Source organism: Mucilaginibacter humi (assembly GCF_013087555.1).
The window spans coordinates 1-23035 of the sequence record NZ_JABFCR010000056.1 but is presented as its reverse complement, the minus strand read 5'-3'; the positions used below and the strand labels follow the sequence as shown (position 1 = coordinate 23035).

The following is a 23035-nucleotide window of genomic DNA, read 5'->3' as shown; positions in this document are numbered from 1 at the left end:
AACTTACCGTTAGGGTTAAGCTTTTCGTACTCGTTAACAAATAAAGTAATGTAATCGCTTTGGCTGGTACGGGTATCAATGTTAGCATTGGCTATAGCCTGGTTAAATGCCGGATCGGGATTGTTGTTTGATAAAGCTTTTACCAATTCGGCCAATGAGATCTGCATAGTAACGTTCATACCACCTTTTAAGTCAAGGCCTAAAGCAAGCTCTCTTTCTAAACAATATTGATAAGTATGGCCCAATATCGGATAGGCCGGTAATGATGAAACAGAATCTAAATAAGCCTTCACTTTAGCAGTATCGCCTTTAGCGTATACTTCAGCATCCTTCTCAACTTTGTGTGCAACCCATGTGAAAGACAATTGGTAAATACACACAATTGTAAGCACTACGGCGAAAAATTTAATAACCCCTTTACCTTGCATCGTAAATTATAATATGTAATTAATTAGTTTATAAGCATTTTAAACAAGACGGCAAATCTAACAAAATTTTGTAACCCTGAAATTTAAAATGAAAACAAAATTTAAAGCGTAGTTGTTATGCGCGTTCAAGCGTGATAAACGAGAAGGGAAGCGGGTTTTTTTCGTCCGGTTCATGGTCTTCCCGGTATGTTTCGTTCCATGTAGTTGCCTTAATTTCAGGGAAATAGGTGTCAGCCTCAAAATTTTTGTGCACAATGGTCAGAAATATTTTGTCGGTAATGGGCATAGCCAGTTTATAGATCTCGGCACCGCCGACAATAAACACCTCAGCCTCATCGCGGCAGAGATCCAGCGCTGCTTCGACGGAATTTACCACCTCGCAGTCAGGAATTTCAATTTGTTGACGGGTGATAATAATATTTCGCCTGTTTGGCAACGGCCGGCCCACTGAATCGTAAGTTTTACGGCCCATGATAACTGTACCGCCTGTTGTGATCTCTTTGAAATGTTTGAGATCTTTTGGCAAATGCCAAAGTAATTTATTGTCTTTACCGATTGCGTGGTTTTCGGCTATGGCTACTACTATGGATACGGTCATGGATTTATTTGCACTAAGTGTTCTTCGATCCACGCTTTAATTTCGTCAAATCGGATCTCGCCTGCGCTTGCAGCTATGGTCATTTTATATTTTTTTTTCTTCGAAGGCCATAATGTCGAATCCGCTTAAAGTTAAAATGTATCGCAGCGTTAAATATGCAGTGCGTTTATTTCCGTCAATAAATGGATGGTTTATTATGAGGCTCTCAAAAATAGCGGCAGCTTTTTCAACTGGTGTTGGATAAAGTTCTTGCTGGTCGAATGTTTGAAAAGGTCTTGCAATTGCAGCAAGTAATAAATTTTTATCTCTTAAACCATGGCCTCCGCCATATGATTTTATTGATGCATCATGTAGGCGTAGTACTTTTTCTAATTCAATCATTGAGCAAGTCTTCTTAAAAGATTGTCATCTTCCTTGAATACTCTGTCAATAAATTGATCTAACTCGTCTTTTCCATCAGTCGATTCTGATTTAGAATTTATTAAATCCAAAATCTCCTGTAAAGTCTCTGCTGATGCATTATCAACAGCTTGATGAATTTTTGTTTTTAATTCTAACGTAGTCATAATACAAAAATACAAAATACTTATTAACGATATATATGTTGAGGAAATATTAGTCTTTTATAAAATATCAATTTGTTCTTCATTTAAAATCAAACCGCTTATTTGAAATAATGTCGTCCAATTACATTTAGGGTATTTTTCATGAACATTGCTACGTTCGCAAGTCAACAAATTATCTTTACCGTCATAACTAAATCGGAAAATATGTCCACTAACGCGGTAAACTACAATACCGTGCCCGAAAACGTAAGGTAAATAACTAAATTCTTGCAACTCAAAAGTAGACTTATATATAAGTTTCTCTTCAATTTCGTTTTTAAATTGCTGAAAGTTCATTTAGCTTATTTATTTCACTTTTAATCTTTGCTCGAATTTTAATTGCAACCAAATATGTTCAGAATATTATACCGCAACCGCCCCCTTAATATGTGGCCATGGATCATAATTTTCCAGCGTGAAATCCTCAAACTTAAAGTCGAAAATATCTTTCACATCCGGATTGATCTTCATTGTCGGAAGCGGGCGTGGATCACGGCTTAATTGTAGTTGAGCTTGCTCAAGATGATTGTTGTACAAATGCGCATCGCCAAAGGTATGTACAAAATCGCCTAATTGCAGGTTGCATACCTGCGCCACCATCATGGTTAACAAAGCATATGACGCGATGTTAAACGGTACACCCAAAAATATATCGGCACTGCGTTGATATAACTGGCATGATAGTTTACCATCGGCCACATAAAACTGGAACAGCATATGGCACGGCGGCAAAGCCATCTGGTTAACATCGGCCACGTTCCGTGGCCGATACGATAATACGGCGCGAATCGGGATTGTTTTTTATTTGGTGGATGACTTGCTTGATCTGGTCGATATGCCCGCCATCGGGCGTTGGCCATGAGCGCCATTGGTAACCGTATACCGGGCCAAGATTGCCGTTCTCGTCCGCCCACTCATCCCAAATGCGCACGCCATTATCTTTTAAATATTTGATGTTGGTATCGCCCTGCAAAAACCATATCAGCTCATGGATAATTGATTTCAGGTGCAGTTTTTTAGTTGTTACTAACGGGAAGCCTTCCTGCAGGTTAAAACGCATCTGGTAACCAAATACACTAATGGTGCCGGTGCCGGTACGGTCGTGCTTCTGGGTGCCGGTTTCCATTACGTGGCGCATAAGGTCAAGATACTGCTTCATCTGTTTAATTATTGAATGATGGAATTAGTGAATTATTGAATGTGGATGTTTTAATTCCTTCTGCAAATAAAAATAATCTATTTTTGGTATCCTACGGATGTGCATAAATACCTGCCGTTGTTAACTTTTATATGATCAATTTCCCAAACGCAAAGATAAACATAGGCCTTAACATTACCGAGCGCCGCCCGGATGGTTATCATAACCTGGAAACCATTTTTTACCCGGTGCAAATAAAGGATGCGCTGGAGGTGATAGAAACGCCAGAATTGAGCTTTGAATCGTCGGGCCTCGATATCCCCGGAAGGATGGAGGATAACCTTTGCATTAAGGGTTACCATTTGATCAAAAAGATTTTGATGTGCCACCGGTAAAAATTCATCTGCACAAAAATATCCCGATAGGCGCAGGGCTTGGCGGTGGTTCGGCAGACGCCGCTTTTTTCATCAAATTGATGAACGATAAATTTGGCCCGGGCATAACCATCGATCAGCAACTTAACTATGCCCGCAAACTGGGTGCCGACTGCGCATTCTTCATCGAGAACAAACCGGTGTTTGCTTTTGAAAAAGGCGACGAGTTTGAAACGATAAAATTAGACCTTTCAGGCTACTCAATTGCCTTGGTGATGCCTGATGTTCATATCTCGACATCCGAGGCTTACAGCGGCGTAAAACCAACGCCTGTGAAGCAGTCATTGTTCGACTTGATATACGAACCGATTGGAGAATGGAAAAAATTTATCAAGAATGACTTTGAAACCAACATCTTCAAAAACCACCGGAGATAAGAGGGGTGAAGGCGGCCCTTTACGAAGCCGGCGCAATCTATGCCAGCATGAGTGGGAGCGGGGCTTCAGTGTTCGGTATATTCAATAAAACTCCCGACCTGAGTGATCTTGAACAACACAACCGGGTTTTCTACAATATCTAAAAGGATTGTTCTTTTATGGATGTTTGATGTACTCGCGGTCTTCATCACTTAGTGTGTCGGTGTCATCGTCGCCGTCCCTGTCTTCAAAATAGCCGCCGCCAATGGCGCGCGCTTTTTTGGACGCCCTACCAGTACGCCTAAAATAAATGCCACCACCGCGAACGATAATAACGCCGCCAATTTGGAAACATAAAATGTGCCGAACAAAATGGTGAATCTTACTGGCTCGGTATTTTGCATCAGCACTATTGTAAGCAATATCGTGATAAGGATGATGATGATTGTTGTTATACGCATGGCTTGTCGGCGTTAAAAGTTTTAGACAATATCCGACTTTTTATTGAACTAATAAAAATCCATTTCAAAATAGGATAGGGGCTGTCACAACTTAACAAAACGCAAAAGTAAAAACATGCAGGGTTTAGCCCTTTTTGATTAAATCAAAATCTGCTGATTTTCGATGCTCGTTTTTTTTGGCGGTTGCACCAATGTTGTTTTGTAGCGTACTGCAATCTGTCAAAAAAACATCTTCAAAAAACCATCGTTTTAAGCCCGGTTTTTTAAATTTTTTTGATGCGGTTATGATGCCCTGTTTTTTAACCATAATCCCTATTTTGCCATTTCGATACACTAAGGCGTATGATTTTTGATAAAAAACTAAATAGTAATTTTTTAATTTAAATTAGATGGTATAAGTATCTGAAAAACAATGTAATAAATTGTAAATATTGGCTATATAAAGCAAATTACTAATTTATTTAGTATTTGAATTTGTTTTAAAAGTTATTTTTATTAAATTTATACTTTATATAAAATATGTATTAAATTGATTTTTAATGGCATATAATATTTATATAAAGTTTAAAAACGAAAATAAAATGTGAAAATTTTAACAATTTTTACGATTAAGTGGGGTGATTTTTTAATGGTAAAATAATTGTAGTTAAGTACACAAATCACCAGTTGGAATTTGCCCCGGATTGATAGAAATTCTTAAAATGTATATGAGTGTGGTGAAATTGCAGGGCGTCTTAGAAGGGCTTAAAATGCGTGTGATGGCATGCAAATATTGTCCCCTACCCTTGGGATGGCAATGAGATATTGGCATAGATGCAGGCTAAACCAGTAATGAAAAATCGAAGATAATTAACGACTCCTACGTTTCTGTAAGCGCGTTTTAGCGACCGGAAACAGGAAGATGGTAGACAAAACTATTAACGCGCCTATCCAGAATCCGGTGGTCATTTTGTTCATCTCACCAAAGAAAAGGAACGACATCAGGATGCCATAAACGGGCTCAAGGTTGGTGATGAGCGCCACCCTGAACGCCGATAATTCGCGCATTACAGATACCCCGGCTACGTACGCAAGTGATGTACAGATGGTGCCCAGCAACAATAAATAACCAATGTCGTGAGGCTTTAAAAGCATAGCCTGGTTGAATCCGCCTGTGAAAAAAGATAGATTGTAGCCCAGAAAAAAGCGCCGATAAGTTCGTAAAACGATATCACTGCTGGCTCGATTTGCTTTACCTGTTTAGAGTTTATAATAGAAAATATGCTGGCAAATAGCGCGCTTAACAGGCCTGCTATAATACCCTTAGTGTATTGAGTTTCGAATTTGAAGATTAAAATTATCCCGGTTATTATTAATAATCCGGCAATGATTTCCAGTTTTGAGATCCGGGTTTTGTTGAATATTGGCTCTAAAATTGCCGTAAATAAGGTCATCGATGACAGGCAAACCAGCGTTACCGGGACGGTAGAAAGCTTGATAGAAGCGAAGAAAAGTATCCAATGGCCACCCACTAAACCGCCGGTAAAAAACAATTTCAGGAAGTTTTGTCGGGTGATTTGGAGCGCTTTTTTGCCGAATTTGAAGTAAAAAAACAATGAAATTGTAGCAATTAAGACGCGATACCACACCAATTGTACCGCATTTACGCTGATTAATGCCCCTAAGATGCCTGTAAATCCCCAAATAAAGACCGTAAGATGCAGTATAAGCAGGTTTTTATTGAGCACTGATGAATTATTTTTGCTGTGTGCCATTCTCATTTAGGCGCTTTATACAGTAAATAGCAGCCTAATATACCAAATAAAGTGTTGGGCAGGGCGGCAGCTATCCATGGCGAGAGGCCGCTTTTTATGGCAAAAACCAAGGCAAATTTGTCAACCACAATGTAGGCGAAACATAAAAATAAGCCTATCCCAAGAGGTAAACCAATACCCCCGCGCACTTTCCCCGATGAGATTGAAACGCCAATTAAAGTAAGCACAAACGACGCAAAAGGATATAAAAAGCGGCGCCATTTTTCGTACTGCATATCCCTTAAATTACCCGCGCCGCGAATCTTTTCCTTGGTTATATTCTTGTTCAGATCGCGTAATGACATGGCCGAATACACGTTATCATGGGCCTCGAAGTCGGCCGGATAAAGGTCAAGTACGGTGTCTTTTTGGGGCATATGGAACCGTAATCTTTCCCTTAAACCGTTAATATATCTTACCGTATAATCCTTTATTTGCCACTTCTTTTTTAAGGAATCGTAGGTAATGGTAGGGGCATCTATCTTCTCGCGCAGCTTATCACCATCAAATTTTTCAAGCACGAACTGGTAGCCTGTACGCGATAGGTTATCGTACGAATCCACATATACATAAGTATGTTCATCCAGCTTCAAATGCACCGAGTTTTTAACCTGGTCACCGTTAAAACCATGGCTGTTTTCAAAGTCTACCTTTAACTTATTGGTATAGGGTATAAGGTATAAATTGGCAAATAATGATACTAAAAATATCAGCGTAGCCGATACAAAATAGGGCCTTAAAAAGCGGTTAAAGCTGGCCTTGCCACTCAATATAGGTACTATTTCCGTTTGGTTAGCCATCTTGGCTGTAAAGAAAATTACAGCTAAAAAGTTAATTAACGGCGATAGTAAATTGATGTAAAAAGGTATAAAACCGGCATAATATTTAAAGGCAATTTCAAAAATGGTGGCATGGTGCGACAGGAAGTTATCAAGGTGTTCTGATATATCAAACACTACCGATATCACTATAAAAATAACCGGGGTAAACACAAAGGTGCCCGTGTATTTCTTGATGATATACCAGTCAATTATCTTTAAATACTTACCTACAAAATCCTTCATTTACAGTCGTTGTGCAAGGCGGTCAACCATTGTTTTTTTCCAGCTATAAAACTCGCCGCTGATGATTTTATTACGTGCTTCTTTAACCAACCACAAATAAAAATGCAGGTTATGCAGGGTTGCTATCTGTGCGCCCAGCATTTCGCCGCTATGTATTAAGTGCCTTAAATAGGCCTTGGTATAGTTCTTATCCGCAAACAAATCGCTGTCAGCCTCAATAGGCGAGAAGTCGGCTTTCCACTTCTCGTTCTTAATATTTATCACACCGTTTTTGGTAAATAACATACCGTTGCGTGCATTGCGGGTTGGCATTACACAGTCAAACATATCCACCCCCAAAGCTATGTTTTCCAGCAAATTAATAGGTGTACCCACACCCATTAAATAACGCGGTTTTTGCGTTGGTAATATATCGCATACCAATTCGGTCATGGCATACATCTCTTCGGCGGGTTCGCCAACAGATAAACCGCCTATGGCATTCCCCTCGCGCTCAAAAGAAGCAATAACCTCGGCCGAGCGCACCCTGAGATCTTTATAAACCGACCCCTGTACAATCGGGAAAAACGTTTGATTGTAACCGTATTTAGGTTGGGTGCTGTCAAACCTGTCGCAGCAGCGCTTCAACCAGCGATGCGTCATTTCTATCGACCGTTTGGCGTAGTTATAGTCGCAAGGATAGGGCGTGCACTCATCAAACGCCATAATAATATCGGCGCCAATAGTGCGCTGTATATCCATCACATTCTCGGGCGTAAACAGGTGTTTTGAGCCATCAATATGCGAGCGAAACGTTACGCCTTCCTCCTTTATTTTGCGTACTTCGCTTAAACTGTACACCCGGTAGCCGCCGCTATCGGTTAAAATAGGGCCTTCCCAGCCGTTAAATTTATGCAGTCCGCCAGCGCCTTCAATCACATCAAGGCCGGGGCGTAAGTATAAATGATAGGTGTTTCCCGGATGATTTGCGCCTGTATATCGTTCTTTAACTCGTGCTGATGTACAGCTTTTACCGTGCCCGCGGTACCCACAGGCATAAAAATTGGTGTTTGTATTACTCCGTGATCTGTAGTGATCTCGCCCGCGCGGGCCTTTGATAGCGGATCTTGTGCTGTTAAGTTAAATTTCATTTTTTGCGGGAGCAAAGATAGTGATTAGTGGTTAGAGGTTGGTGATTGGAAATTAGTTAATTAGAATTAGTGCTTTGAAAGAGATAGGCCTAATCACCAATTAACTAATCGCTATTAGGGCGTTGCCTGCGGCCCATGCTTTACGCCCATTATGTGCATTAGTCACTTGGCCGGTCTAAAGGACTCCTTCGGAGTATCCGCTTCAATCACTAACGCAAGTGGCGTGATGAGCACATATAAACTGCCTCAAAGAACTATGTAGAAATACACTATTTTAAAATAAATGCAAATTTTTATTTTAAAGTTATATACTATTGTATAACAAACCGGTACCTAAACCGTAAAAACTTTAACTTATCACATTAATGAAAAATTACCCTCACAAACTATTGTTTAAGCTTTGCGCTGTGTTTATAGGCTGCCTTGCGCTGTTTGTAGTACATAGTTGTAAAAGGATTTTAACGGCGATAATGCCGATGCTGGAATTACCGACCCTGAAGTGTTGAATGCTAAATCTTGGTATGAAGAAGCCTATCCAATTAACAAAATTAATAAACCTACTTTGCAAACCAATAGTGTAGGCGATGAGCAGCAGGATATTAGCCAAAAAGCAAAACCCGATTGGCAACGGCCAAAACACTATAAAAGGTTTAATAATGATGTTATTGAAATGCCGTTTGATGTCTCAGGTAAATTAGAAGGAACTTTCAAAAATGCAACCACAGGAAAATTTTGGGGGACTTTTGAACATAGCCGGAGTTCGTATTTATTATTAAAAAACAATGGCAAATACGAAGCTTATATTATGACAATTATTGGAGACTCCGCTTACCTGAAAAATGATTTGACCAAACTTGCCCGCAACAACTATAATAAACGCGATACCGATTTTAGCGGCATGGTGGTTTACACTACTCCTAAAGGAAAATACATTAACTCCTGGCGCTATAAAAACGGTTCATTGGTAACTACAAGTGCTAATAATTCGGCATCAACGCAACAAACCAATAAACTAAAAACACAAAATTACACAACTGGTGAATGTACAGATTGGTTTTATTATGAAAGAGTGAACGGTGTAGTTGTAGTTTGGGAATATGCTTTCACCTCTTGCACTATAATTCAAAGTGAAGGCCCTACCGGTGGAAGTTCATCTACCCCTAACCCACAGCAATGCCCCGGCACAAATTCAATACAAAGACTAATTGTTAATGGAAACGCGCCTCCGGGTGAAGAACCAATAGACGAACCAGACAAGATCCGGGGTTCCCGCCACCAACAACAAACACCCAGCAATGCGTCGTATTTCATCCTGCATCGCAAGATACTACAAACAATCTCACGGACGATTGTTTGAAAAATCAAGTCGACTCCGTTTTAGCTAAAGGTTTGAATAGTTTTACTTCAATTTTAATAAGACTTGTTTTTCTTCGAAGTGCGAATTTTAATATTGATTTTTCTCAAAATGGAATGGCAACAACTAAAGATGCAGATACTTATATACAAATTTCAAATAATAATACCTTCAAATCATTCATTACATTAAACTCCAATGTTTTGCCAACAGCATCAAAAGAATATATTGCGTCTACAATCATTCATGAATTAACTCATACCGGATGGCTTTTACCGGATCAAAAACCAGTTTAATGATCATACCGAAATGGCAACAAAATACGCTAATCAATTAAAGAAGGATTTACAAGCGATGTTTCCTGATTTATCCGATGTGGACGCAACTGCGTTGTCTTGGCAAGGGCTTGGCGAAACTCAAGCGTGGAAGGATATGGTTGCAAAGGATGCACTTAATGGAAGTACCGTAACAAACGATATCGTAAATATTAATAAAAAATTTAAAGATGCTACAGGAACAAAAGGACATAGGTGTCCGTAACACAGTTTTGAGAGTACTGATATTTCTTAGCCTTTTATTTGTTTTCGGCATTACTTATGCTCAAAAAGATAATTCAGCGTTTCAAAAAAATTTTAGTGCTAAATTTAAATATCCAAGGACACTTTGGGATCAAGGCGTACCAACATTTAGTAATTTAAAGATTGAAATTTCAAAAAATGGCAGTATAAAAAATATCGAGATTTCGGATAGTGCACCCGTGCTTTTCAGGGAGAAATTTGATGAAATTAAAAGCAAGTTAAATACCGATCTGTTAAAACCTGTTGTCATTACACACCGGTTAAAGGATTGTAATATCATTATACCAATTTTTTATACTTGTCAAATTGACTCCGGTAATCCACCCGAACGGGTTAAGCAAGTATTCAGTAACTATTATTTATTCAATGGAAAACCTCTCGATAAATTGTCTTATAATTTAGAGCCGATAGCAATTTTTTTGTACAAGCCGAGAGAGTAAACCCGCCTCATAGGTCTTTAACTATAATCAAAAAACTGCGTTATATCATTTTACTTTTTGTTTCGGTTAGTGTTTCTGCACAAACTAATCAAAAGGTCGACACTATTTATTATCTGTTAGATCCAAAAATTTCTAAAAATGATAATATGTGGACCGTAGAAATTGAAGATCCTTACGAACAATACGTTCTTAATTGTCCTTGTTTAAAATATAACCAACCCTTGGTTTTTTTATATCACCTCGAAAAAAGTAAAGGGACCTACCTTACTTCGGCAGGGCTAAAAAAATAAGGCTTTCAAGTATAAAATCGTTAATAGATGACCGGGAAAAGTTTATTGAAAACAGAAAGGCGTATGCTATATTTATCATAGAATCGGCAGGAAGTAAATTCGTTTATCATAAAGTAGACCTGCTTCCTCCAATGGCGAGGCCGGAAGGCACTAGTGATTTTATAGTTATTCCCGACTCTATATTAAAAAAGAAAATAGATTGAAAATGATGCAGCTGGTCGAGATTGGAAATTTCGATCAGTTTTTCTATCATCCTTACTGGTCGAAGTTTAGCGCTGCGTAACTTCGACCAGTATAGGGATTCCCTCCTTTGCTAAAAGTAGAGACGCAATATTTTGCGTCTTATGTTGGTCCGGGATTAGAAATATGACTTACGCCGTGCAACATTCCTGAAAAAATTCTGTCTTTTCATGAATATGCACCTATTAATCCAATTCGCAACGAGGTAAGCCACATGAAGAAAACGATTCTCCCTATTTTATTTGCGCTGATCAGCAGTACTTGTTTTTCACAAACTTTATCAAAAGCCGATTTTATAGAAGATCTGGAATTCCTGAAAAAAACTTTACCTGTTAAGCATACCAATCTTTTTGCTAAGATCACGCGGCCAGATTTTGAAAAGAAAGTTGATGCCATCATTAATAAGGCCGACGCATTAAATTATGAGACTTTTACTGCCGAACTTTTTAAGCTTACGGTTAGCATTGGCGATGAACATACTTTTGTAGAGGCCAAATTTACCAAAGTTCTTCCCATCAAATTCGAATTTTTTAAGGAAGGGATTTTTGTAACAGGTATAGATTCAACCAAATCCGGGCTTTTGCAGACCAAAGTTGACAGCCATTAATAACCAAAGCATCCCTAAGATAATCGCTTTATTTAAAGAGGCTACCCAAAGCGAAAATCAGTCTTATTTCGATGCCCATTTTCTTCATTTTATTAATAACCCTGCCTTTTTAAAAGGTTTGGGTATCACTGATACGGACAACGAAGCCGAATTTACCCTGATCGACAAAGATCACAAGCAAACCAAAGTTAGATTGGCCGCCGTTCAGGAAAATAATGTCGCGAACCTAAGGTTAGCTTTTGCCAATCACGGTCTGCTTTCTGAAAAGAAGAAAGGAAACTACTGGTTTGATTATGATGCAGACAGGAAAACGCTGTATTTCAATTACAACGAGTGCAGAGAAATGCCGGACAACCCTTTCGCGAAATTTAACGACGAACTGTTTGCCTTTATAGCTACGCAGCATCCGGAAAAAATTGTACTTGATCTGCGATATAACGACGGGGGTAACTCGGGAGTTTTGGATCCATTTATCGAAAAAATTAAAGCAAGCTACTTGAATCAGAAAGGTAAATTCTTTGTGCTCATCGGCAAGCAAACTTTCTCATCTGCAGTGATGAACGCGGTAGACCTGAAAAGAAACTCTAATGCCATATTTATTGGCGAGCCTACCAGTGGCAATATTAACCATTATGGCGAAGTAAGGGGTTTTAACCTGCCAAAATCAAAGATAGTGATCGCCTATTCTACCGTGTACTGGGAGACCTGGAAAGGAAAAAAGGCCCCCTAAAACCTGACACCGGTGTAAAGTATTCGATTAAAAACTATACAAAAGCAGAGGACGAAGCATTAATGGCGGTGTATATAAACTAATACCAACTATTGCCGTTACGTATCATAACCGGACATTTTTTGTATCAAAAGCGAACGGGTTTAATTGTTGATTTTTTTGTAAGTATCTTTAAATCATAATGTTTATTGTTCGGCATGTGTCTTGGAGGGTTTTTGACAGCTCTACTTATTACGTAACCATGTATTACAGCGCTTTATGATCAAAAACTTCTTTAAAATAGCTTACCGCAACCTGCTGCGTAGTAAAGGTTTTTCTGTTATTAATATTACCGGGCTTGCCATAGGCATGGCGGCTGCGATATTGATTTTGTTGTGGATACAGAACGAAGTAAGTGTGGACAGGTTCCACAAAAATACAGACAGGATCTACAGAGTATGGAACCGTGTTGTAGAAGACGGTGCTATTCAATGCACAAATAATATTTCTGAACCAGCTGCCCGCGCCATAGAGCAAGACCTGCCGGAAGTTGAACGTGCCGTAAGAGTAAAGCGCGCCGGAGATATGCTTTTTCGGTTGGCGATAAAAAGATCATCAAGACAGGCGGTATTGTAGATACCGGCTACCTGCAAATGTTTAGCTTCCAGCTATTGAGGGGTAATCCTACTACGGCATTGAATGATATGCATTCGATAATACTTACAGAAAAAACTGCTAAAAGTATATTCGGTAATGAAGACCCTATGGGTAAAACAGTGCTACTGGATAACAAAGATAATTTTACTGTTAGCGGCGTGATGAAGGACCTGCCTAATAATACGGTATTTAACTACGAGTTTTTGCTGCCGTGGTCGTATATCAAATTAGATAAAAAACAAGACCTGGGCTGGAATGATAACAGCACCCGCACCTATGTGATGTTGAAGCAGAATGCAAGCATCGCATCGGCTAACGCTAAAATAAAAGGGCTTAAACAAAAGTATAGCGACGAGGCCGGAAAATGAAATGGGAAATGTTCCTGTATCCCCTTAACCGGTCATACTTATATGCCAGCTTTACTAATGGGGTTGAGGATAACAATGGCCGCAGCAAGTTTATACAGCTATTTGGCCTGATTGCCGGCTTTATATTATTGATTGCCTGTATCAACTTTATGAATTTGAGCACTGCCCGCAGCGAGAAACGTGCCAAAGAAGTAGGTATACGCAAAGTGGTAGGCGCGCAAAAAGGGTCGCTTATTTTGCAATTTATCGGCGAATCTGTTTTTCTTTCGTTGTTGGCAGGTATTATTGCTATAATAATAGTGGTGTTATGCCTGCCGGCCTATAACCAATTTACCCAGAAAGAACTGGCGATAGATTTTGCTGATGTAAATACCGGCTGATGTTTATTGGGTTTGTACTATTCACCGGAGTATTGGCAGGCAGTTATCCGGCGTTTTTCTTGTCGTCATTCAGGCCGGTTAAAGTGTTAAAAGGTACATTTAAAAAAGCTGATTCGGTTATTACCCCGCGCAAGGCGTTGGTGGTGCTGCAGTTTAGCTTCGCTATTGTATTAATAATATGTACCATAATAGTTAAGCAGCAGCTTGACTACGCCCGCAATCGCGAAATCGGTTATAATAAGGATAACCTGGTTTATCATATGATGACAGGCGACATCAAAAAAATTACGCGCTGATAAAAAATGAGCTGCTGCAATCCGGTGTGGCAAAGGCTGTAACCAAAACAAACTCGCCGCTTACAGACAGATGGAGCGATGGCTGGGGACAGAACTGGCAAGGGAAGGACCCCAATGACAGAACCTCTTTCGACCGCTTTTTGGAGGATGAGGACTGGGTAAAACCGCGGGCTTACAATTTGTACAGGGGCGCGATTTTGATCTGAAGCAGTTCCCTACGGATTCGAGCGGGCTGATCATTAATGAGTCAGCATTAAAAATAATGAAATTTAAAAACCCGATAGGGCAGGTGGTTAACGATCTTGGTAATGACTGGCATATTGTGGGCGTAGTTAAAGATTTTATCCTGACCAACCCTTACGAACCAACCCGCCCTATATTAATATGTGGCGCCAAACCCGGCTTTATGCAGTTTGACGTAATACAGATTAAGTTTAACGGTCAAAACCCAATGGCTGATAATTTGAAAAAACGCAAGCCATCTTTCAGAAATATAACCCGCAGTATCCGTTCGACTATAAGTTTGTTGACGAAAGCTACGCCGAGAAGTTTGATAATGAAAAACGCCAGGGCACTTTAGCGGCGCTATTTGCCGGGCTTACTATATTTATATCATGCCTTGGTTTATTTGGCCTGGCCAGCTACACCGCCGAGAACCGCATAAAAGAAATAGGTGTACGCAAGGTATTAGGCGCTTCGGTAACCGAGATCGCCACGCTGCTATCAAAAGATTTTTTAGCGCTGGTTGTTATATCGCTTGTTGTAGCTACGCCTATAGCATATTGGGCCATGAGTAAATGGTTAACAAGCTACACTTATCGCGTAAGCATAAACTGGTGGGTGTTTGCACTGGCGGGTATCTTATCAATAGTGATAGCTTTAATTACGGTAAGCTATCAGTCGGTAAAAGCGGCTTTGGCAAATCCGGTTAGAAGTTTACGATCGGAGTAAGGTTAGTGATTAGCGATTAGTTAATTAGAGATTAGTTGGTAATACGATAATTATCGGCATGAATACGTAATCTTTTTTGAAGTAATTAATTGGTTAACAAAAAGATAGATTTAATTAGCTGGTATACAAAACACTAATCTCTAATCTCTAATTAACTAATCACTTTTTTCCGCAACTTTGCGCCATATTTTAATCGGTATTGGAAACTTATATACGGCTGGCTTTTTTGTCTTTTTCCTACTGGTGTTTATCGTCCAGTTATATTACCTTATCAGCAATCATAAATCGCTTTCCGCCTACGTGGTTAATGATGAATTGCCCGAGGTTAAGGTACCCATATCTGTAGTTATCAGCGCCCGCAACGAATCAAAAAATCTATCCGAATATTTACCCGCCATATTACAGCAGGATTACCCTGATTTTGAAGTAGTAGTGGTAAACGATTGTTCGTACGACAACTCGGATGAAGTATTGGAAGCACTTAAAGAGACTTATCCGCAGCTGAAAATTGTTACCATAACCGAGCATGCCCGTTTTAAAACCGGGAAAAAATTCGCGCTTACCTTAGGTATAAAGGCCGCAAAAAACGAGCACCTGTTATTTACCGATGCCGATTGCATGCCATCATCCAATAACTGGATAACCCGCATGGCCGCGCACTTTAATAAAGCTAACGTGCAGTTGGTGTTGGGCTATTCGCCATATTATAAAACCGGTAATTTTTTAAATTCGCTCATCAGGTTCGAGACTTTAAAAACCGCTATAAACTATCTGTCGGCAGCTTTAAACGGCGACCCTTATATGGGCATCGGCCGTAATATGGCTTATACTAAAACCTTGTTTTTTCAAACAAAGGCTTCGCGTCGCATATGCATGTATTATCAGGCGATGACGATTTGTTTGTAAACCAAAACGGTACCGCAACCAATACCGAAATAGAAATCCATCCCGATACATTTATGTACACCCATGCTAAAACGGGCATAGCGGCTTTATATCGCCAAAAAAAGCGCCACATGGGCGTGGGTAAATTATACCGTAACAGCCATCGCCGTATGTTAAGTTTTGATGCGATGAGCGGGTTGTTATTTTATACTTTATTTATTTGTTGCCCGGCTATTTACTTTGAACCCATATTGGCATTAGGTTTGTTCGTTTTTAGATGGCTGCTGCAAGTACTCATCTATCGTAAATCATTTATTAAGCTAAATGCTAAGTCGCAGTTGTGGTACTTGCCTTTTTTAGATTTTGTTTACTACATTTATATAAATGTTTTTGGAGTGATCGGCACCTTTGTTAAAACTACCCAATGGAAATAAATTCCAATTTTACCGAGAATGCTAAAAATGATTTCCACCTGGTAGTTAAAGCCGGGGAAGGAAGCCAGAGAGCGTATGCCGATTTGATGCAGCGGTACAAAGATTCCATTTATTTTATGGTGCTTAAAATGGTTAACAACAAAGAGGACGCGATGGACCTTACTGTTGAAACCTTTGCCAAAGCATTTGAAAAACTGGATAAATACCAGCCCGAGTATGCCTTTAGCACTGGCTGTTTAGGGTAGCTACCAATAACTGTATAGATTTTATCCGCAAGAAAAAATTAAATACCACATCTATACATGGTATGACAGATGATGATGGCGAAGAGAAACAACTGCAGATAAAAGCGGATGTTTTAAATCCGGAAGAGTCATCCATAAAAAAACAGCAAACCGAGGAGTTAAAGCTATTAATACAAAGCTTACCGCCGCGTTACCGTAACTTAATTACGCTGCGTTATTTTGATGAATTATCCTACGAAGAGATTGCCCAACAACTTGACCTGCCTTTAGGCACCGTTAAGGCACAATTATTCAGGGCCGTATCTGCTTGGTAATATTATGAACCGATTTGACAGGGATGACATCTGATCAGCTTTTTACCTACTTCCCCAATCTTACACCTACACAGCAACAGCAGTTTGAACAATTGCCTGCACTGTATGAGTTTTGGAACAACCAGATCAACGTTATATCGCGCAAGGATATCGACCAACTGTTTGAGCGCCACGTACTGCACTCGTTAGGCATAGCCAAAGTGATGCCTTTTTTACCCGGCGAAAGTGTGCTTGATGTGGGTACCGGCGGTGGTTTCCCGGGGATACCCTTAGCAATATTGTTTCCGGAGACCAAATTTTACCTGGTCGATTCTATCGGCAAAAAAATAAAGGTGGTGCAGGAAGTTGCCAAGGCTTTGGGATTAAAAATGTACGCGCAGAGCATTTGCGTGCCGAGCAGGTTAATGAAAAGTTTGACTTCATCGTATCACGCGCGGTAACCCGCCCGGGCGAGTTTTATCCGTGGATCAAAGGGAAGTTTACCCGCACATCAAAAAATGCCTTAGCAAGTGGCATACTGTACCTAAAAGGCGGCGACCGGCCGAAGAGATCAAAGAATCGGGCCTTAAAGTACACCAATATTACCTTAAAGATTATTTCACCGAAGAGTTTTTTGAAACCAAGCAGGTGATATATGTGAAGGGGTAATACTTTTAAATCTAACATGTCATCTCGAAACGTAGTGAGAGATCTTATACGCCTTGCTACTGGTCGCTCATACAAGATTTTTTCGCTATCGCTCAAGAGAGAAGTTCTCACGCGTACCTCGTATCGAAATGACAATCATGTCGAAGCTATCCTGCCGGAACTGGTGGAGCCGGCGGTTTTGGCAACTTTTTTTTCTTAATAACATCAACTGGATTTGGCGGTGGCGGCGGGGCCTGCGGGTTTGCGGGGGTAGCCAGGTTGTCGCTTTTTTTAGTAGCCTTAGTCGCTTTTTTCTTTTTAAACGGATTGATCTTTTGCAGCAGTTCGCCCGGTGGCGGTGGGGTAGGTGGCGGCGGCGGAGCCTGCGCAAATACGCTGCTTACACCAAAACTTAAAACACCTGCCAGTAGCAATTTAGCTGTTGACTTTTTAATGACCTCTTTTTTACCGATTGCATAATCGTTGAGTTTTAAAAGTGAATGTTATAAGGATAACGTTTAAAAGTAGCTTTTGGTTTAAATAAAAAAGCCGGACAAATGCGTCCGGCTTTCTGGTTTGATAGATAGATGGTTATTGTTTTTTTACGTAGCCGCGTATCACAACTTCACTAAGGGATACGCTTCCGGATTGATCAACCTGCATATCAACAGAATTTGGATTATAAACATCCACTGATCCCATGCCTCGTGATTTTGGCGCAAAAACAGTGTTGGTGTCCTCATTACCAAGTCTATAGGTAATTGGCAGCGCATATTGCACCCCCGGCTTAAACCAGAAAACTTTGGCCATTTTTTTAATACCCTCATCACCTCGTTACCCATAGCTTCCGAAGGCGTGCGTATTGCTTTTGCATACTGTAAATTGCCATTGTCATCAACTGCAAATAAGGTAATAACCCGGCCACCAATACTATCCAGCCTGTCGGCGGTTGGATATTTTACATTTCGGGAGATGTATTTACTGAATTCTTCAAGATCGTCATTTGAAATGGTAGATGTAGTTTCTTTATTCTGCACCGGTATAATGTTAGCCGCAGCTTTGTCTTTATCCCCAAACGGATCATCTACAATTCTGATAGATGCATTGCCGGTAAGCACAGCTACTTTACCATAACCCTTGCCCCGGGTTTTCTCGGCGTAAGCGTTGCCTTGTTCATAAACTGTCATTTTATCACACGACATGTAGATCAGCGATTTGGCGTTGTATTTGGCCAAGTCCTCGGGTGTAAATTCATACTTTTTGCCATCAACAATAAATAAAATTTTGGTACCCGCCGGGCCCACGGTTTGTATAGGTACAGCACCATTGTTCAATCTCCCGTCGCTTATATAAGCGCCATTTTTATCTCGTTTACGTAAGGCTGGTTTTTGCGGAGCAGGGGCGGGAATTTTACCTTAGATTTTGGCAACGGCGGGAAAGTGTAGCCATATTTGTTCTTTAATGATGACAGCTCGCCCGGCGTAGCTTTATTTTGTGATACATATAAGTACTTGCCATTTGCATCATACACTACCACACGGGTATTGAACTTATTGTCTATATTTTCAGAATATTCATCGTATTCAAAGCCTTTGCTTGTATGCCTAACTATGTAATTGAAAGGCGCCCCGGATATTACCCATGAACTAATACAATCAGGAGCTAACCTGATAGGGTCAATTTCGCTTATTGACTGTCCATTATAAAATATAATAACTGATTTACGATGACCGGGTTTATCATTTACCGGCATATTAAATGCTGTATAAGCTTTTAAGGCTTTTGCATCATAATTTTTACCGCCACTTTTCTCTATCCTGATATTGGCCAATTTACCATTGTTGGCTACATCAAAACCAATAACTACAAAGCTACCTTTATCATTTTCGCTCGGGTTATAGGTTACGGTTTTCATTACATTATGTTGCAGATACTCGTAACCCGGATTTGTAAAGCTTGGTATGGGGAAAACAGGCTTCTTCTTTACCGCTTCTTTTACCATAAGAGTGTTATCCGCTGCCTTTGCCGGATCAATATCAACCCAACCATAAGTTTTGCTGAATGCCAGTGTTGATACGCAAAGCAACCCAGCGCAAACGGGTACAGCTACCGGTACTTTAGCCTCGCCAAATTACCCGACCTTTTTTGATTTAACATAACAATACGTTTTTTAAGTAGATTATAATTAAAGAATGAATGCGTAATAGATGAGCCACCAGCACCATAGGCATTATTAACCGGGAAGGATGAATAGGTTAGCGCATCATTTTCATAGGCCGCGGTTTGTTCGTCAGCTATATATTCATGTATCGCTTTAAGACTGTTTTGCAGCAGGTAGATAAACGGGTTAAACCAGCTTATTACCTTTAGCAGCTCCACAAATACAATATCAACCGAATGTTTTTGGCGTATATGTACCAGCTCATGTCTTATAATAGTATTAGCCCCGTGTGCTTCAGCGCCAATAAACAGGTAATTAAAAAACGAGAAGGCTACATTGGTTTCGGGAAGGTATACCAGCTTAAGCTTATCCTGTGCTATGCGATTAGCATTGCGCATCAGCTTAAACAAAACAAACAGCTTAACCATCAGCATTATAAATACAATAGCGGCACCAATAAAATAGGCATACAGTAAATAATCATCGACAGTTAAATGGTGTTCAACCACGGGCGCTGTCGCTACCGGGACATATTCGTGAGTGGCGGTATATTCGGGTGGGATATAGGCTACCGTTGCAGCCACCGCCACCTCTACAGGTTTTAACGCGCCTACCTGCAAAACAGGCAATAAAAACGACGCTATACAAGCAAACAGCAGGTAGGCCCGGGTTAGCTGGTAATAGGTTTCTTTAGTTAAGAATAAACAGTAGGCCGGGTAAAATACCCCTGTGTAAATGTTGGCTTCCGCAAGATAATATAACCAGTTCATAAGCTATGGTCGTTAGGTTTATTGGTTTGGTGTGATAAGGTTTTGGTGTTATTATTTTTAGGCATAGAGAACGAAATTGTAATTGGCTTACTTTCGCCATGTGCGACTTCGCCTACATAGCCCGGTGTTTTTTTCCAGCTCTCATCAATTTTTGGCCGTTTGCCGTTTTGTACTGTGCAAAATACCAGTGCAATGGTGTGTTCGCCCGCTTTATCGTTTATAGTTCCGTTAAATGATCTAACCACATCCAGCGCAGCCTCGTCGAAAGCCTCGCCGCCGCTTTTTGCAACCGCCCAATTACTAATAGTACCGTTTTGATCAAGATTAAATTTTAATAATACAGCGCCAGGCTTGCCTTCGCTATTTTCCTTTTCGGGATATTTAAGATCGGTGAAAATATGCTGGTAGAAGGCTTCGGTGTAAGGCTTATTTAAGTACGAATAAATATTCATGCCATTACCAATGTAATTATGGCTTTTCAACAACTTTATACCCTCCGATGCATGGTAAGCATTAGTTGGAAAAACGTAGCCGTATTTATCCTTTAACAGCTTAATATCGGCAGGAGTAGCGCTATCAGCGCTGTAGGTTGTTTCCTGGTCGTTTTTTTCGTAGAAGCGCACATTGGTGACCTGCGGTGTCAATTTACCATCTACAATATATCCGCCGGTAAACCATTCAACATATTCATAGCCTCCCTTGCTGCTTCTGGCCGGGCGATAACCATATTTGCTAACGGTTATCCAACCCGAGTTGCCGGGATCGTTCTCATACGGACGTCTAAAAATCGAGTAATCATCCGTAAAGAAGAATACGCCAAATTTTAGGGTTTTACCTTCATCATCATTAATTGTACCCTTATAGTTTTTAAAGGCGTTTAATGCCGGGTTATCCATTACTTCGCCATCGCTGGTGGCTATTTTAGGGTCCAATATCTTGCGGTCAGGGCCGATGATAAAGCTTACCACAACCAAGCCGCCTTTATCACCGTCAGCCGGATTGTAATGGATGTTTTGAAGCAGGTAGCGGTTTAACTTGTCATAGCCGCCCGCGCTTTCCATAGGGACAGGCGGGTGGTCCTCGTCGACAGGCCTTTGATAATTAACAAGCGCAAGCGTATCTGCAGCAAATTTATCGCCTGAGAGGGCTATATCGCCGTTATCAGTTCCTGATAATGCAATGGGTACATCATCAGCTGTTATATTTTTATTTGCGTGTTTTTTATTTGCTGGTTTGTTTGAAAGCAATTTAATACCACTTTCTTTAACCGGATCAAGATCCACCAACGCATACGTTTTGCTGAAACCCAATGTTGACGCGCAAAGTAATGCCGCGCAAATAGGCAGGGCCACCAGATATTTAAATCTTGCCAGATTACCAGACCGTTGCTGGTTAAGCATAATAATACGCTTTTTAAGCAGGTTATAATTAAAAAACGAATGCGTGAGGGATGAACCACCTGCGCCATAGGCGTTGTTAACCAAAAACGAGGAGTAAGCGATGGTATCCATTTCATGCGCGGCTGTTTGCTCGTCGGCTATATATTCATGTACAGTTTTAAGGCTGCTTTGCAGCAGATACACAAACGGGTTAAACCAGCTAATGATCTTTACCAGCTCCAAAAACATAATATCAACCGAATGTTTTTGGCGGATGTGCACCAGCTCATGCCTTATAATAGTAGCCGAGCCTGACGCATGTGTACCAATAAAAAGATAGTTAAAGAACGAGAACGCGACGTTGGTTTCGGGCAGGTAAACCAGTTTATATTCATCCTCATCTATCCGTTGCGCGTTCCGCATCAGCCTGAATAATGCATATAGTTTAATTACCAGCATTATAAATAATACCGAGGTGCCAAGTATATAGGCGTACATCAAATAATCCTGCGGGGATAGTTTAGTTTTGCCAATAACCGGGGCTGCCTCAGGTATTGGCTTACTAACCGCAACGGGTGTTACAGTAGTAGTAATAGCCGGAGCAACATTTTGTACTTTATTAACCGGTTGCTGTACCTCATGGTATTGCGGCGCATAATATTCCCGGGGGATAGTATAATTTACAGTTGCAGTTACCGCGGTTTCTACCGGTTTTAGCGCGCCTATTTGTAGTACGGGTAATATAAATGATATAATACAAGCAAAGAGCAGGTAAGCCCGCGTTAGCTGGTAGTAGGTTTCTTTAGTTAAAAAAGGCGGTAGGCCGGGTAAAATACCCCCGTGTAAATATTGGCTTCCGCGAGATAGTACAACCAGTTCATAATTTTAGTGGTTTTAGGATAAGGTTTAGGTAAATTTATTTCTTCTTACTTTTCAGGTCGTCAATTAATTTGGTTAACTCATCAAGCTCTTTTATGCCCAATTTCTTTTCGTTGGCGATAAAAGATACCAGACTTTCGTACGAGTTACTGAAATAGCTGCTCATCATTTTATCGAATGTAAACTTGCGGTACTGCGCCTCTGATATCAGCGGGAAATAAATATGCGAGTTACCCACTGCTTTATGATCAATGAACCCCTTGCCCTCTAAAACCCGCACAACGGTTGATACCGTATTATAGGCCGGTTTAGGCTCGTTCATTTTTTCTATGATGTCTTTTACAATGGCTTCGTTTAATTGCCACAGTATTTGCATTACCTGTTCTTCTGCTTTGGTTAATTCTTTGATCTTCATAATTAAACTATTTTTGTAGTTGAATAGAATAAAGATAAAACTATTTTTA

35 protein-coding genes and 3 pseudogenes are annotated in these 23035 nt (G+C 40.3%); 21 read left to right on the top strand and 17 right to left on the bottom strand.

Translation table 11 applies throughout. The features are described from left to right. From HK413_RS11630 to HK413_RS11605, 6 genes and pseudogenes are all read right to left on the bottom strand, one after another. Positions 1-365 (bottom strand): annotated as a pseudogene (locus HK413_RS11630) (protein translocase subunit SecDF); the annotation flags it as partial. 178 nt (positions 366-543) lie between these two features. After that, entirely contained in the window at positions 544-1026 is a 483-nt protein-coding gene (locus HK413_RS11625; RefSeq protein WP_175270264.1) for a dihydrofolate reductase, read from the bottom strand. A gap of 84 nt (positions 1027-1110) precedes the next feature. Then, positions 1111-1407, bottom strand: a complete 297-nt coding sequence (locus HK413_RS11620) for a type II toxin-antitoxin system death-on-curing family toxin (protein WP_175270263.1) — start codon at positions 1405-1407, stop codon at positions 1111-1113. Beyond that, positions 1404-1592 carry a hypothetical protein gene (locus HK413_RS11615; RefSeq protein WP_175270262.1) on the bottom strand — a complete coding sequence of 63 codons (189 nt, stop codon included), beginning with the start codon at positions 1590-1592 and terminating at the stop codon, positions 1404-1406. The genes HK413_RS11620 and HK413_RS11615 overlap by 4 nt, the downstream gene beginning before the upstream one ends. Positions 1593-1649: 57 nt before the next feature. After that, positions 1650-1928, bottom strand: coding sequence for a hypothetical protein (locus HK413_RS11610; RefSeq protein ID WP_175270261.1), 279 nt, complete (start codon positions 1926-1928; stop codon positions 1650-1652). A gap of 66 nt (positions 1929-1994) precedes the next feature. After that, positions 1995-2790 (bottom strand): annotated as a pseudogene (locus tag HK413_RS11605) (thymidylate synthase). Between the two features lie 131 nt (positions 2791-2921). Here HK413_RS11605 and HK413_RS21415 point away from each other — a divergent pair. Genes HK413_RS21415 through HK413_RS21405 form a run of 3 tightly spaced genes read left to right on the top strand, consistent with a single transcriptional unit; the run spans position 2922 to position 3723 of the window. Next, complete coding sequence (locus HK413_RS21415; RefSeq protein ID WP_317169534.1) at positions 2922-3164, top strand: 4-(cytidine 5'-diphospho)-2-C-methyl-D-erythritol kinase; 243 nt, start codon at positions 2922-2924, stop codon at positions 3162-3164. Beyond that, the gene (locus HK413_RS21410; RefSeq protein WP_317169533.1) at positions 3152-3580 is read left to right on the top strand and encodes a 4-(cytidine 5'-diphospho)-2-C-methyl-D-erythritol kinase; all 429 of its coding nucleotides are present in this window, start codon (positions 3152-3154) and stop codon (positions 3578-3580) included. The genes HK413_RS21415 and HK413_RS21410 overlap by 13 nt, the downstream gene beginning before the upstream one ends. Before the next feature lie 5 nt (positions 3581-3585). Continuing rightward, positions 3586-3723: a hypothetical protein gene (locus HK413_RS21405; RefSeq protein WP_317169532.1), complete on the top strand. Its 138-nt coding sequence runs from the start codon at positions 3586-3588 to the stop codon at positions 3721-3723. Positions 3724-3771: 48 nt separating this feature from the next. Here HK413_RS21405 and HK413_RS11595 read toward each other — a convergent pair whose 3' ends face one another. The 5 genes from HK413_RS11595 to tgt form a co-directional block, all read right to left on the bottom strand. After that, positions 3772-4020 carry a hypothetical protein gene (locus HK413_RS11595; RefSeq protein WP_175270260.1) on the bottom strand — a complete coding sequence of 83 codons (249 nt, stop codon included), beginning with the start codon at positions 4018-4020 and terminating at the stop codon, positions 3772-3774. A gap of 849 nt (positions 4021-4869) precedes the next feature. Then, the gene (locus HK413_RS21400) at positions 4870-5154 is read right to left on the bottom strand and encodes a DMT family transporter (protein ID WP_317169531.1); all 285 of its coding nucleotides are present in this window, start codon (positions 5152-5154) and stop codon (positions 4870-4872) included. Next, on the bottom strand, positions 5145-5774 hold the full coding sequence (locus HK413_RS11590) for a DMT family transporter (protein WP_317169530.1): 630 nt from the start codon (positions 5772-5774) through the stop codon (positions 5145-5147). The genes HK413_RS21400 and HK413_RS11590 overlap by 10 nt, the downstream gene beginning before the upstream one ends. A 2-nt stretch (positions 5775-5776) precedes the next feature. Continuing rightward, complete coding sequence (locus HK413_RS11585) at positions 5777-6877, bottom strand: LptF/LptG family permease (RefSeq protein ID WP_175270259.1); 1101 nt, start codon at positions 6875-6877, stop codon at positions 5777-5779. Continuing rightward, positions 6878-7975 carry a tRNA guanosine(34) transglycosylase Tgt gene (gene tgt, locus HK413_RS11580; protein ID WP_317169536.1) on the bottom strand — a complete coding sequence of 366 codons (1098 nt, stop codon included), beginning with the start codon at positions 7973-7975 and terminating at the stop codon, positions 6878-6880. A 534-nt stretch (positions 7976-8509) separates the two neighbouring features. Between tgt and HK413_RS11575 the strand changes: the two genes are divergently transcribed. The 18 genes and pseudogenes from HK413_RS11575 (at position 8510) to rsmG (ending at position 17403) form a co-directional block, all read left to right on the top strand. Then, positions 8510-9364: a hypothetical protein gene (locus HK413_RS11575; protein WP_217452277.1), complete on the top strand. Its 855-nt coding sequence runs from the start codon at positions 8510-8512 to the stop codon at positions 9362-9364. Next, entirely contained in the window at positions 9361-9657 is a 297-nt protein-coding gene (locus HK413_RS11570; RefSeq protein WP_175270257.1) for a hypothetical protein, read from the top strand. Before HK413_RS11575 ends, HK413_RS11570 begins: the two co-directional genes overlap by 4 nt. A gap of 13 nt (positions 9658-9670) precedes the next feature. Beyond that, positions 9671-9901, top strand: coding sequence for a hypothetical protein (locus HK413_RS11565; protein WP_175270256.1), 231 nt, complete (start codon positions 9671-9673; stop codon positions 9899-9901). A gap of 7 nt (positions 9902-9908) precedes the next feature. Then, positions 9909-10379 (top strand): hypothetical protein, encoded by a 471-nt coding sequence (locus tag HK413_RS11560; protein ID WP_175270255.1) that lies wholly within the window; start codon positions 9909-9911, stop codon positions 10377-10379. A gap of 744 nt (positions 10380-11123) precedes the next feature. Further along, positions 11124-11516 (top strand): hypothetical protein, encoded by a 393-nt coding sequence (locus HK413_RS11555; RefSeq protein WP_175270254.1) that lies wholly within the window; start codon positions 11124-11126, stop codon positions 11514-11516. Then, complete coding sequence (locus HK413_RS11550; RefSeq protein ID WP_175270253.1) at positions 11503-12246, top strand: S41 family peptidase; 744 nt, start codon at positions 11503-11505, stop codon at positions 12244-12246. Before HK413_RS11555 ends, HK413_RS11550 begins: the two co-directional genes overlap by 14 nt. A gap of 258 nt (positions 12247-12504) precedes the next feature. Next, a complete protein-coding gene (locus tag HK413_RS18265; protein WP_246230423.1) occupies positions 12505-12861 on the top strand; it encodes an ABC transporter permease in 357 nt (118 codons plus the stop codon). A gap of 17 nt (positions 12862-12878) precedes the next feature. Continuing rightward, the gene (locus HK413_RS18260; protein WP_246230421.1) at positions 12879-13250 is read left to right on the top strand and encodes an ABC transporter permease; all 372 of its coding nucleotides are present in this window, start codon (positions 12879-12881) and stop codon (positions 13248-13250) included. Next, positions 13247-13630 (top strand): ABC transporter permease, encoded by a 384-nt coding sequence (locus HK413_RS18255; protein WP_246230420.1) that lies wholly within the window; start codon positions 13247-13249, stop codon positions 13628-13630. Before HK413_RS18260 ends, HK413_RS18255 begins: the two co-directional genes overlap by 4 nt. After that, a complete protein-coding gene (locus HK413_RS18250) occupies positions 13630-13926 on the top strand; it encodes a hypothetical protein (RefSeq protein WP_246230418.1) in 297 nt (98 codons plus the stop codon). The genes HK413_RS18255 and HK413_RS18250 overlap by 1 nt, the downstream gene beginning before the upstream one ends. A gap of 26 nt (positions 13927-13952) precedes the next feature. Further along, a complete protein-coding gene (locus tag HK413_RS18245) occupies positions 13953-14132 on the top strand; it encodes a hypothetical protein (protein WP_246230416.1) in 180 nt (59 codons plus the stop codon). 56 nt (positions 14133-14188) lie between these two features. Then, complete coding sequence (locus HK413_RS18240) at positions 14189-14506, top strand: hypothetical protein (RefSeq protein WP_246230414.1); 318 nt, start codon at positions 14189-14191, stop codon at positions 14504-14506. Next, positions 14407-14877 (top strand): ABC transporter permease, encoded by a 471-nt coding sequence (locus HK413_RS21395; protein ID WP_317169535.1) that lies wholly within the window; start codon positions 14407-14409, stop codon positions 14875-14877. The genes HK413_RS18240 and HK413_RS21395 overlap by 100 nt, the downstream gene beginning before the upstream one ends. 243 nt (positions 14878-15120) lie before the next feature. Beyond that, positions 15121-15783 carry a glycosyltransferase gene (locus tag HK413_RS18225; RefSeq protein WP_317169529.1) on the top strand — a complete coding sequence of 221 codons (663 nt, stop codon included), beginning with the start codon at positions 15121-15123 and terminating at the stop codon, positions 15781-15783. Continuing rightward, complete coding sequence (locus HK413_RS18220) at positions 15747-16196, top strand: hypothetical protein (protein ID WP_246230409.1); 450 nt, start codon at positions 15747-15749, stop codon at positions 16194-16196. The genes HK413_RS18225 and HK413_RS18220 overlap by 37 nt, the downstream gene beginning before the upstream one ends. Continuing rightward, the gene (locus HK413_RS18215; protein ID WP_246230408.1) at positions 16187-16441 is read left to right on the top strand and encodes an RNA polymerase sigma factor; all 255 of its coding nucleotides are present in this window, start codon (positions 16187-16189) and stop codon (positions 16439-16441) included. Before HK413_RS18220 ends, HK413_RS18215 begins: the two co-directional genes overlap by 10 nt. Beyond that, positions 16429-16755, top strand: coding sequence for an RNA polymerase sigma factor (locus HK413_RS18210; RefSeq protein WP_246230425.1), 327 nt, complete (start codon positions 16429-16431; stop codon positions 16753-16755). Before HK413_RS18215 ends, HK413_RS18210 begins: the two co-directional genes overlap by 13 nt. 23 nt (positions 16756-16778) lie before the next feature. Then, positions 16779-17403 (top strand): annotated as a pseudogene (gene rsmG, locus HK413_RS11530) (16S rRNA (guanine(527)-N(7))-methyltransferase RsmG). 146 nt (positions 17404-17549) lie between these two features. Here the strand turns inward: rsmG and HK413_RS11525 are convergent. From HK413_RS11525 to HK413_RS11500, 6 genes are all read right to left on the bottom strand, one after another. Further along, complete coding sequence (locus HK413_RS11525; RefSeq protein WP_175270252.1) at positions 17550-17816, bottom strand: hypothetical protein; 267 nt, start codon at positions 17814-17816, stop codon at positions 17550-17552. 183 nt (positions 17817-17999) lie between these two features. Continuing rightward, positions 18000-18716: an energy transducer TonB family protein gene (locus tag HK413_RS11520; RefSeq protein WP_175270251.1), complete on the bottom strand. Its 717-nt coding sequence runs from the start codon at positions 18714-18716 to the stop codon at positions 18000-18002. An 11-nt stretch (positions 18717-18727) separates the two neighbouring features. Then, on the bottom strand, positions 18728-19468 hold the full coding sequence (locus HK413_RS11515) for an energy transducer TonB family protein (RefSeq protein ID WP_175270250.1): 741 nt from the start codon (positions 19466-19468) through the stop codon (positions 18728-18730). Positions 19469-19488: 20 nt separating this feature from the next. After that, positions 19489-20313: a M56 family metallopeptidase gene (locus tag HK413_RS11510; protein ID WP_175270249.1), complete on the bottom strand. Its 825-nt coding sequence runs from the start codon at positions 20311-20313 to the stop codon at positions 19489-19491. Then, positions 20310-22190 carry a TonB family protein gene (locus HK413_RS11505; RefSeq protein WP_175270248.1) on the bottom strand — a complete coding sequence of 627 codons (1881 nt, stop codon included), beginning with the start codon at positions 22188-22190 and terminating at the stop codon, positions 20310-20312. Before HK413_RS11505 ends, HK413_RS11510 begins: the two co-directional genes overlap by 4 nt. A 418-nt stretch (positions 22191-22608) precedes the next feature. Then, positions 22609-22947, bottom strand: coding sequence for a BlaI/MecI/CopY family transcriptional regulator (locus HK413_RS11500; protein WP_394353169.1), 339 nt, complete (start codon positions 22945-22947; stop codon positions 22609-22611). Between the last annotated feature and the right edge of the window lie 88 nt (positions 22948-23035).

Coding starts and splice junctions, on each gene's coding strand:
- HK413_RS11625 (WP_175270264.1), bottom strand. CDS start 1,026: ATGACCGTATCCATAGTAGTAGCCATAGCCGAAAACCACGCAATCGGT.
- HK413_RS11620 (WP_175270263.1), bottom strand. CDS start 1,407: ATGATTGAATTAGAAAAAGTACTACGCCTACATGATGCATCAATAAAA.
- HK413_RS11615 (WP_175270262.1), bottom strand. CDS start 1,592: ATGACTACGTTAGAATTAAAAACAAAAATTCATCAAGCTGTTGATAAT.
- HK413_RS11610 (WP_175270261.1), bottom strand. CDS start 1,928: ATGAACTTTCAGCAATTTAAAAACGAAATTGAAGAGAAACTTATATAT.
- HK413_RS21415 (WP_317169534.1), top strand. CDS start 2,922: ATGATCAATTTCCCAAACGCAAAGATAAACATAGGCCTTAACATTACC.
- HK413_RS11595 (WP_175270260.1), bottom strand. CDS start 4,020: ATGCGTATAACAACAATCATCATCATCCTTATCACGATATTGCTTACA.
- HK413_RS21400 (WP_317169531.1), bottom strand. CDS start 5,154: ATGCTTTTAAAGCCTCACGACATTGGTTATTTATTGTTGCTGGGCACC.
- HK413_RS11590 (WP_317169530.1), bottom strand. CDS start 5,774: ATGGCACACAGCAAAAATAATTCATCAGTGCTCAATAAAAACCTGCTT.
- HK413_RS11585 (WP_175270259.1), bottom strand. CDS start 6,877: ATGAAGGATTTTGTAGGTAAGTATTTAAAGATAATTGACTGGTATATC.
- HK413_RS11565 (WP_175270256.1), top strand. CDS start 9,671: ATGGCAACAAAATACGCTAATCAATTAAAGAAGGATTTACAAGCGATG.
- HK413_RS11555 (WP_175270254.1), top strand. CDS start 11,124: ATGAAGAAAACGATTCTCCCTATTTTATTTGCGCTGATCAGCAGTACT.
- HK413_RS18265 (WP_246230423.1), top strand. CDS start 12,505: ATGATCAAAAACTTCTTTAAAATAGCTTACCGCAACCTGCTGCGTAGT.
- HK413_RS18260 (WP_246230421.1), top strand. CDS start 12,879: ATGTTTAGCTTCCAGCTATTGAGGGGTAATCCTACTACGGCATTGAAT.
- HK413_RS18255 (WP_246230420.1), top strand. CDS start 13,247: ATGAAATGGGAAATGTTCCTGTATCCCCTTAACCGGTCATACTTATAT.
- HK413_RS18250 (WP_246230418.1), top strand. CDS start 13,630: ATGTTTATTGGGTTTGTACTATTCACCGGAGTATTGGCAGGCAGTTAT.
- HK413_RS18240 (WP_246230414.1), top strand. CDS start 14,189: ATGAAATTTAAAAACCCGATAGGGCAGGTGGTTAACGATCTTGGTAAT.
- HK413_RS18220 (WP_246230409.1), top strand. CDS start 15,747: ATGCATGTATTATCAGGCGATGACGATTTGTTTGTAAACCAAAACGGT.
- HK413_RS18215 (WP_246230408.1), top strand. CDS start 16,187: ATGGAAATAAATTCCAATTTTACCGAGAATGCTAAAAATGATTTCCAC.
- HK413_RS11510 (WP_175270249.1), bottom strand. CDS start 20,313: ATGAACTGGTTATATTATCTTGCGGAAGCCAACATTTACACAGGGGTA.
- HK413_RS11505 (WP_175270248.1), bottom strand. CDS start 22,190: ATGTACGCCTATATACTTGGCACCTCGGTATTATTTATAATGCTGGTA.
- HK413_RS11500 (WP_394353169.1), bottom strand. CDS start 22,947: ATGCAAATACTGTGGCAATTAAACGAAGCCATTGTAAAAGACATCATA.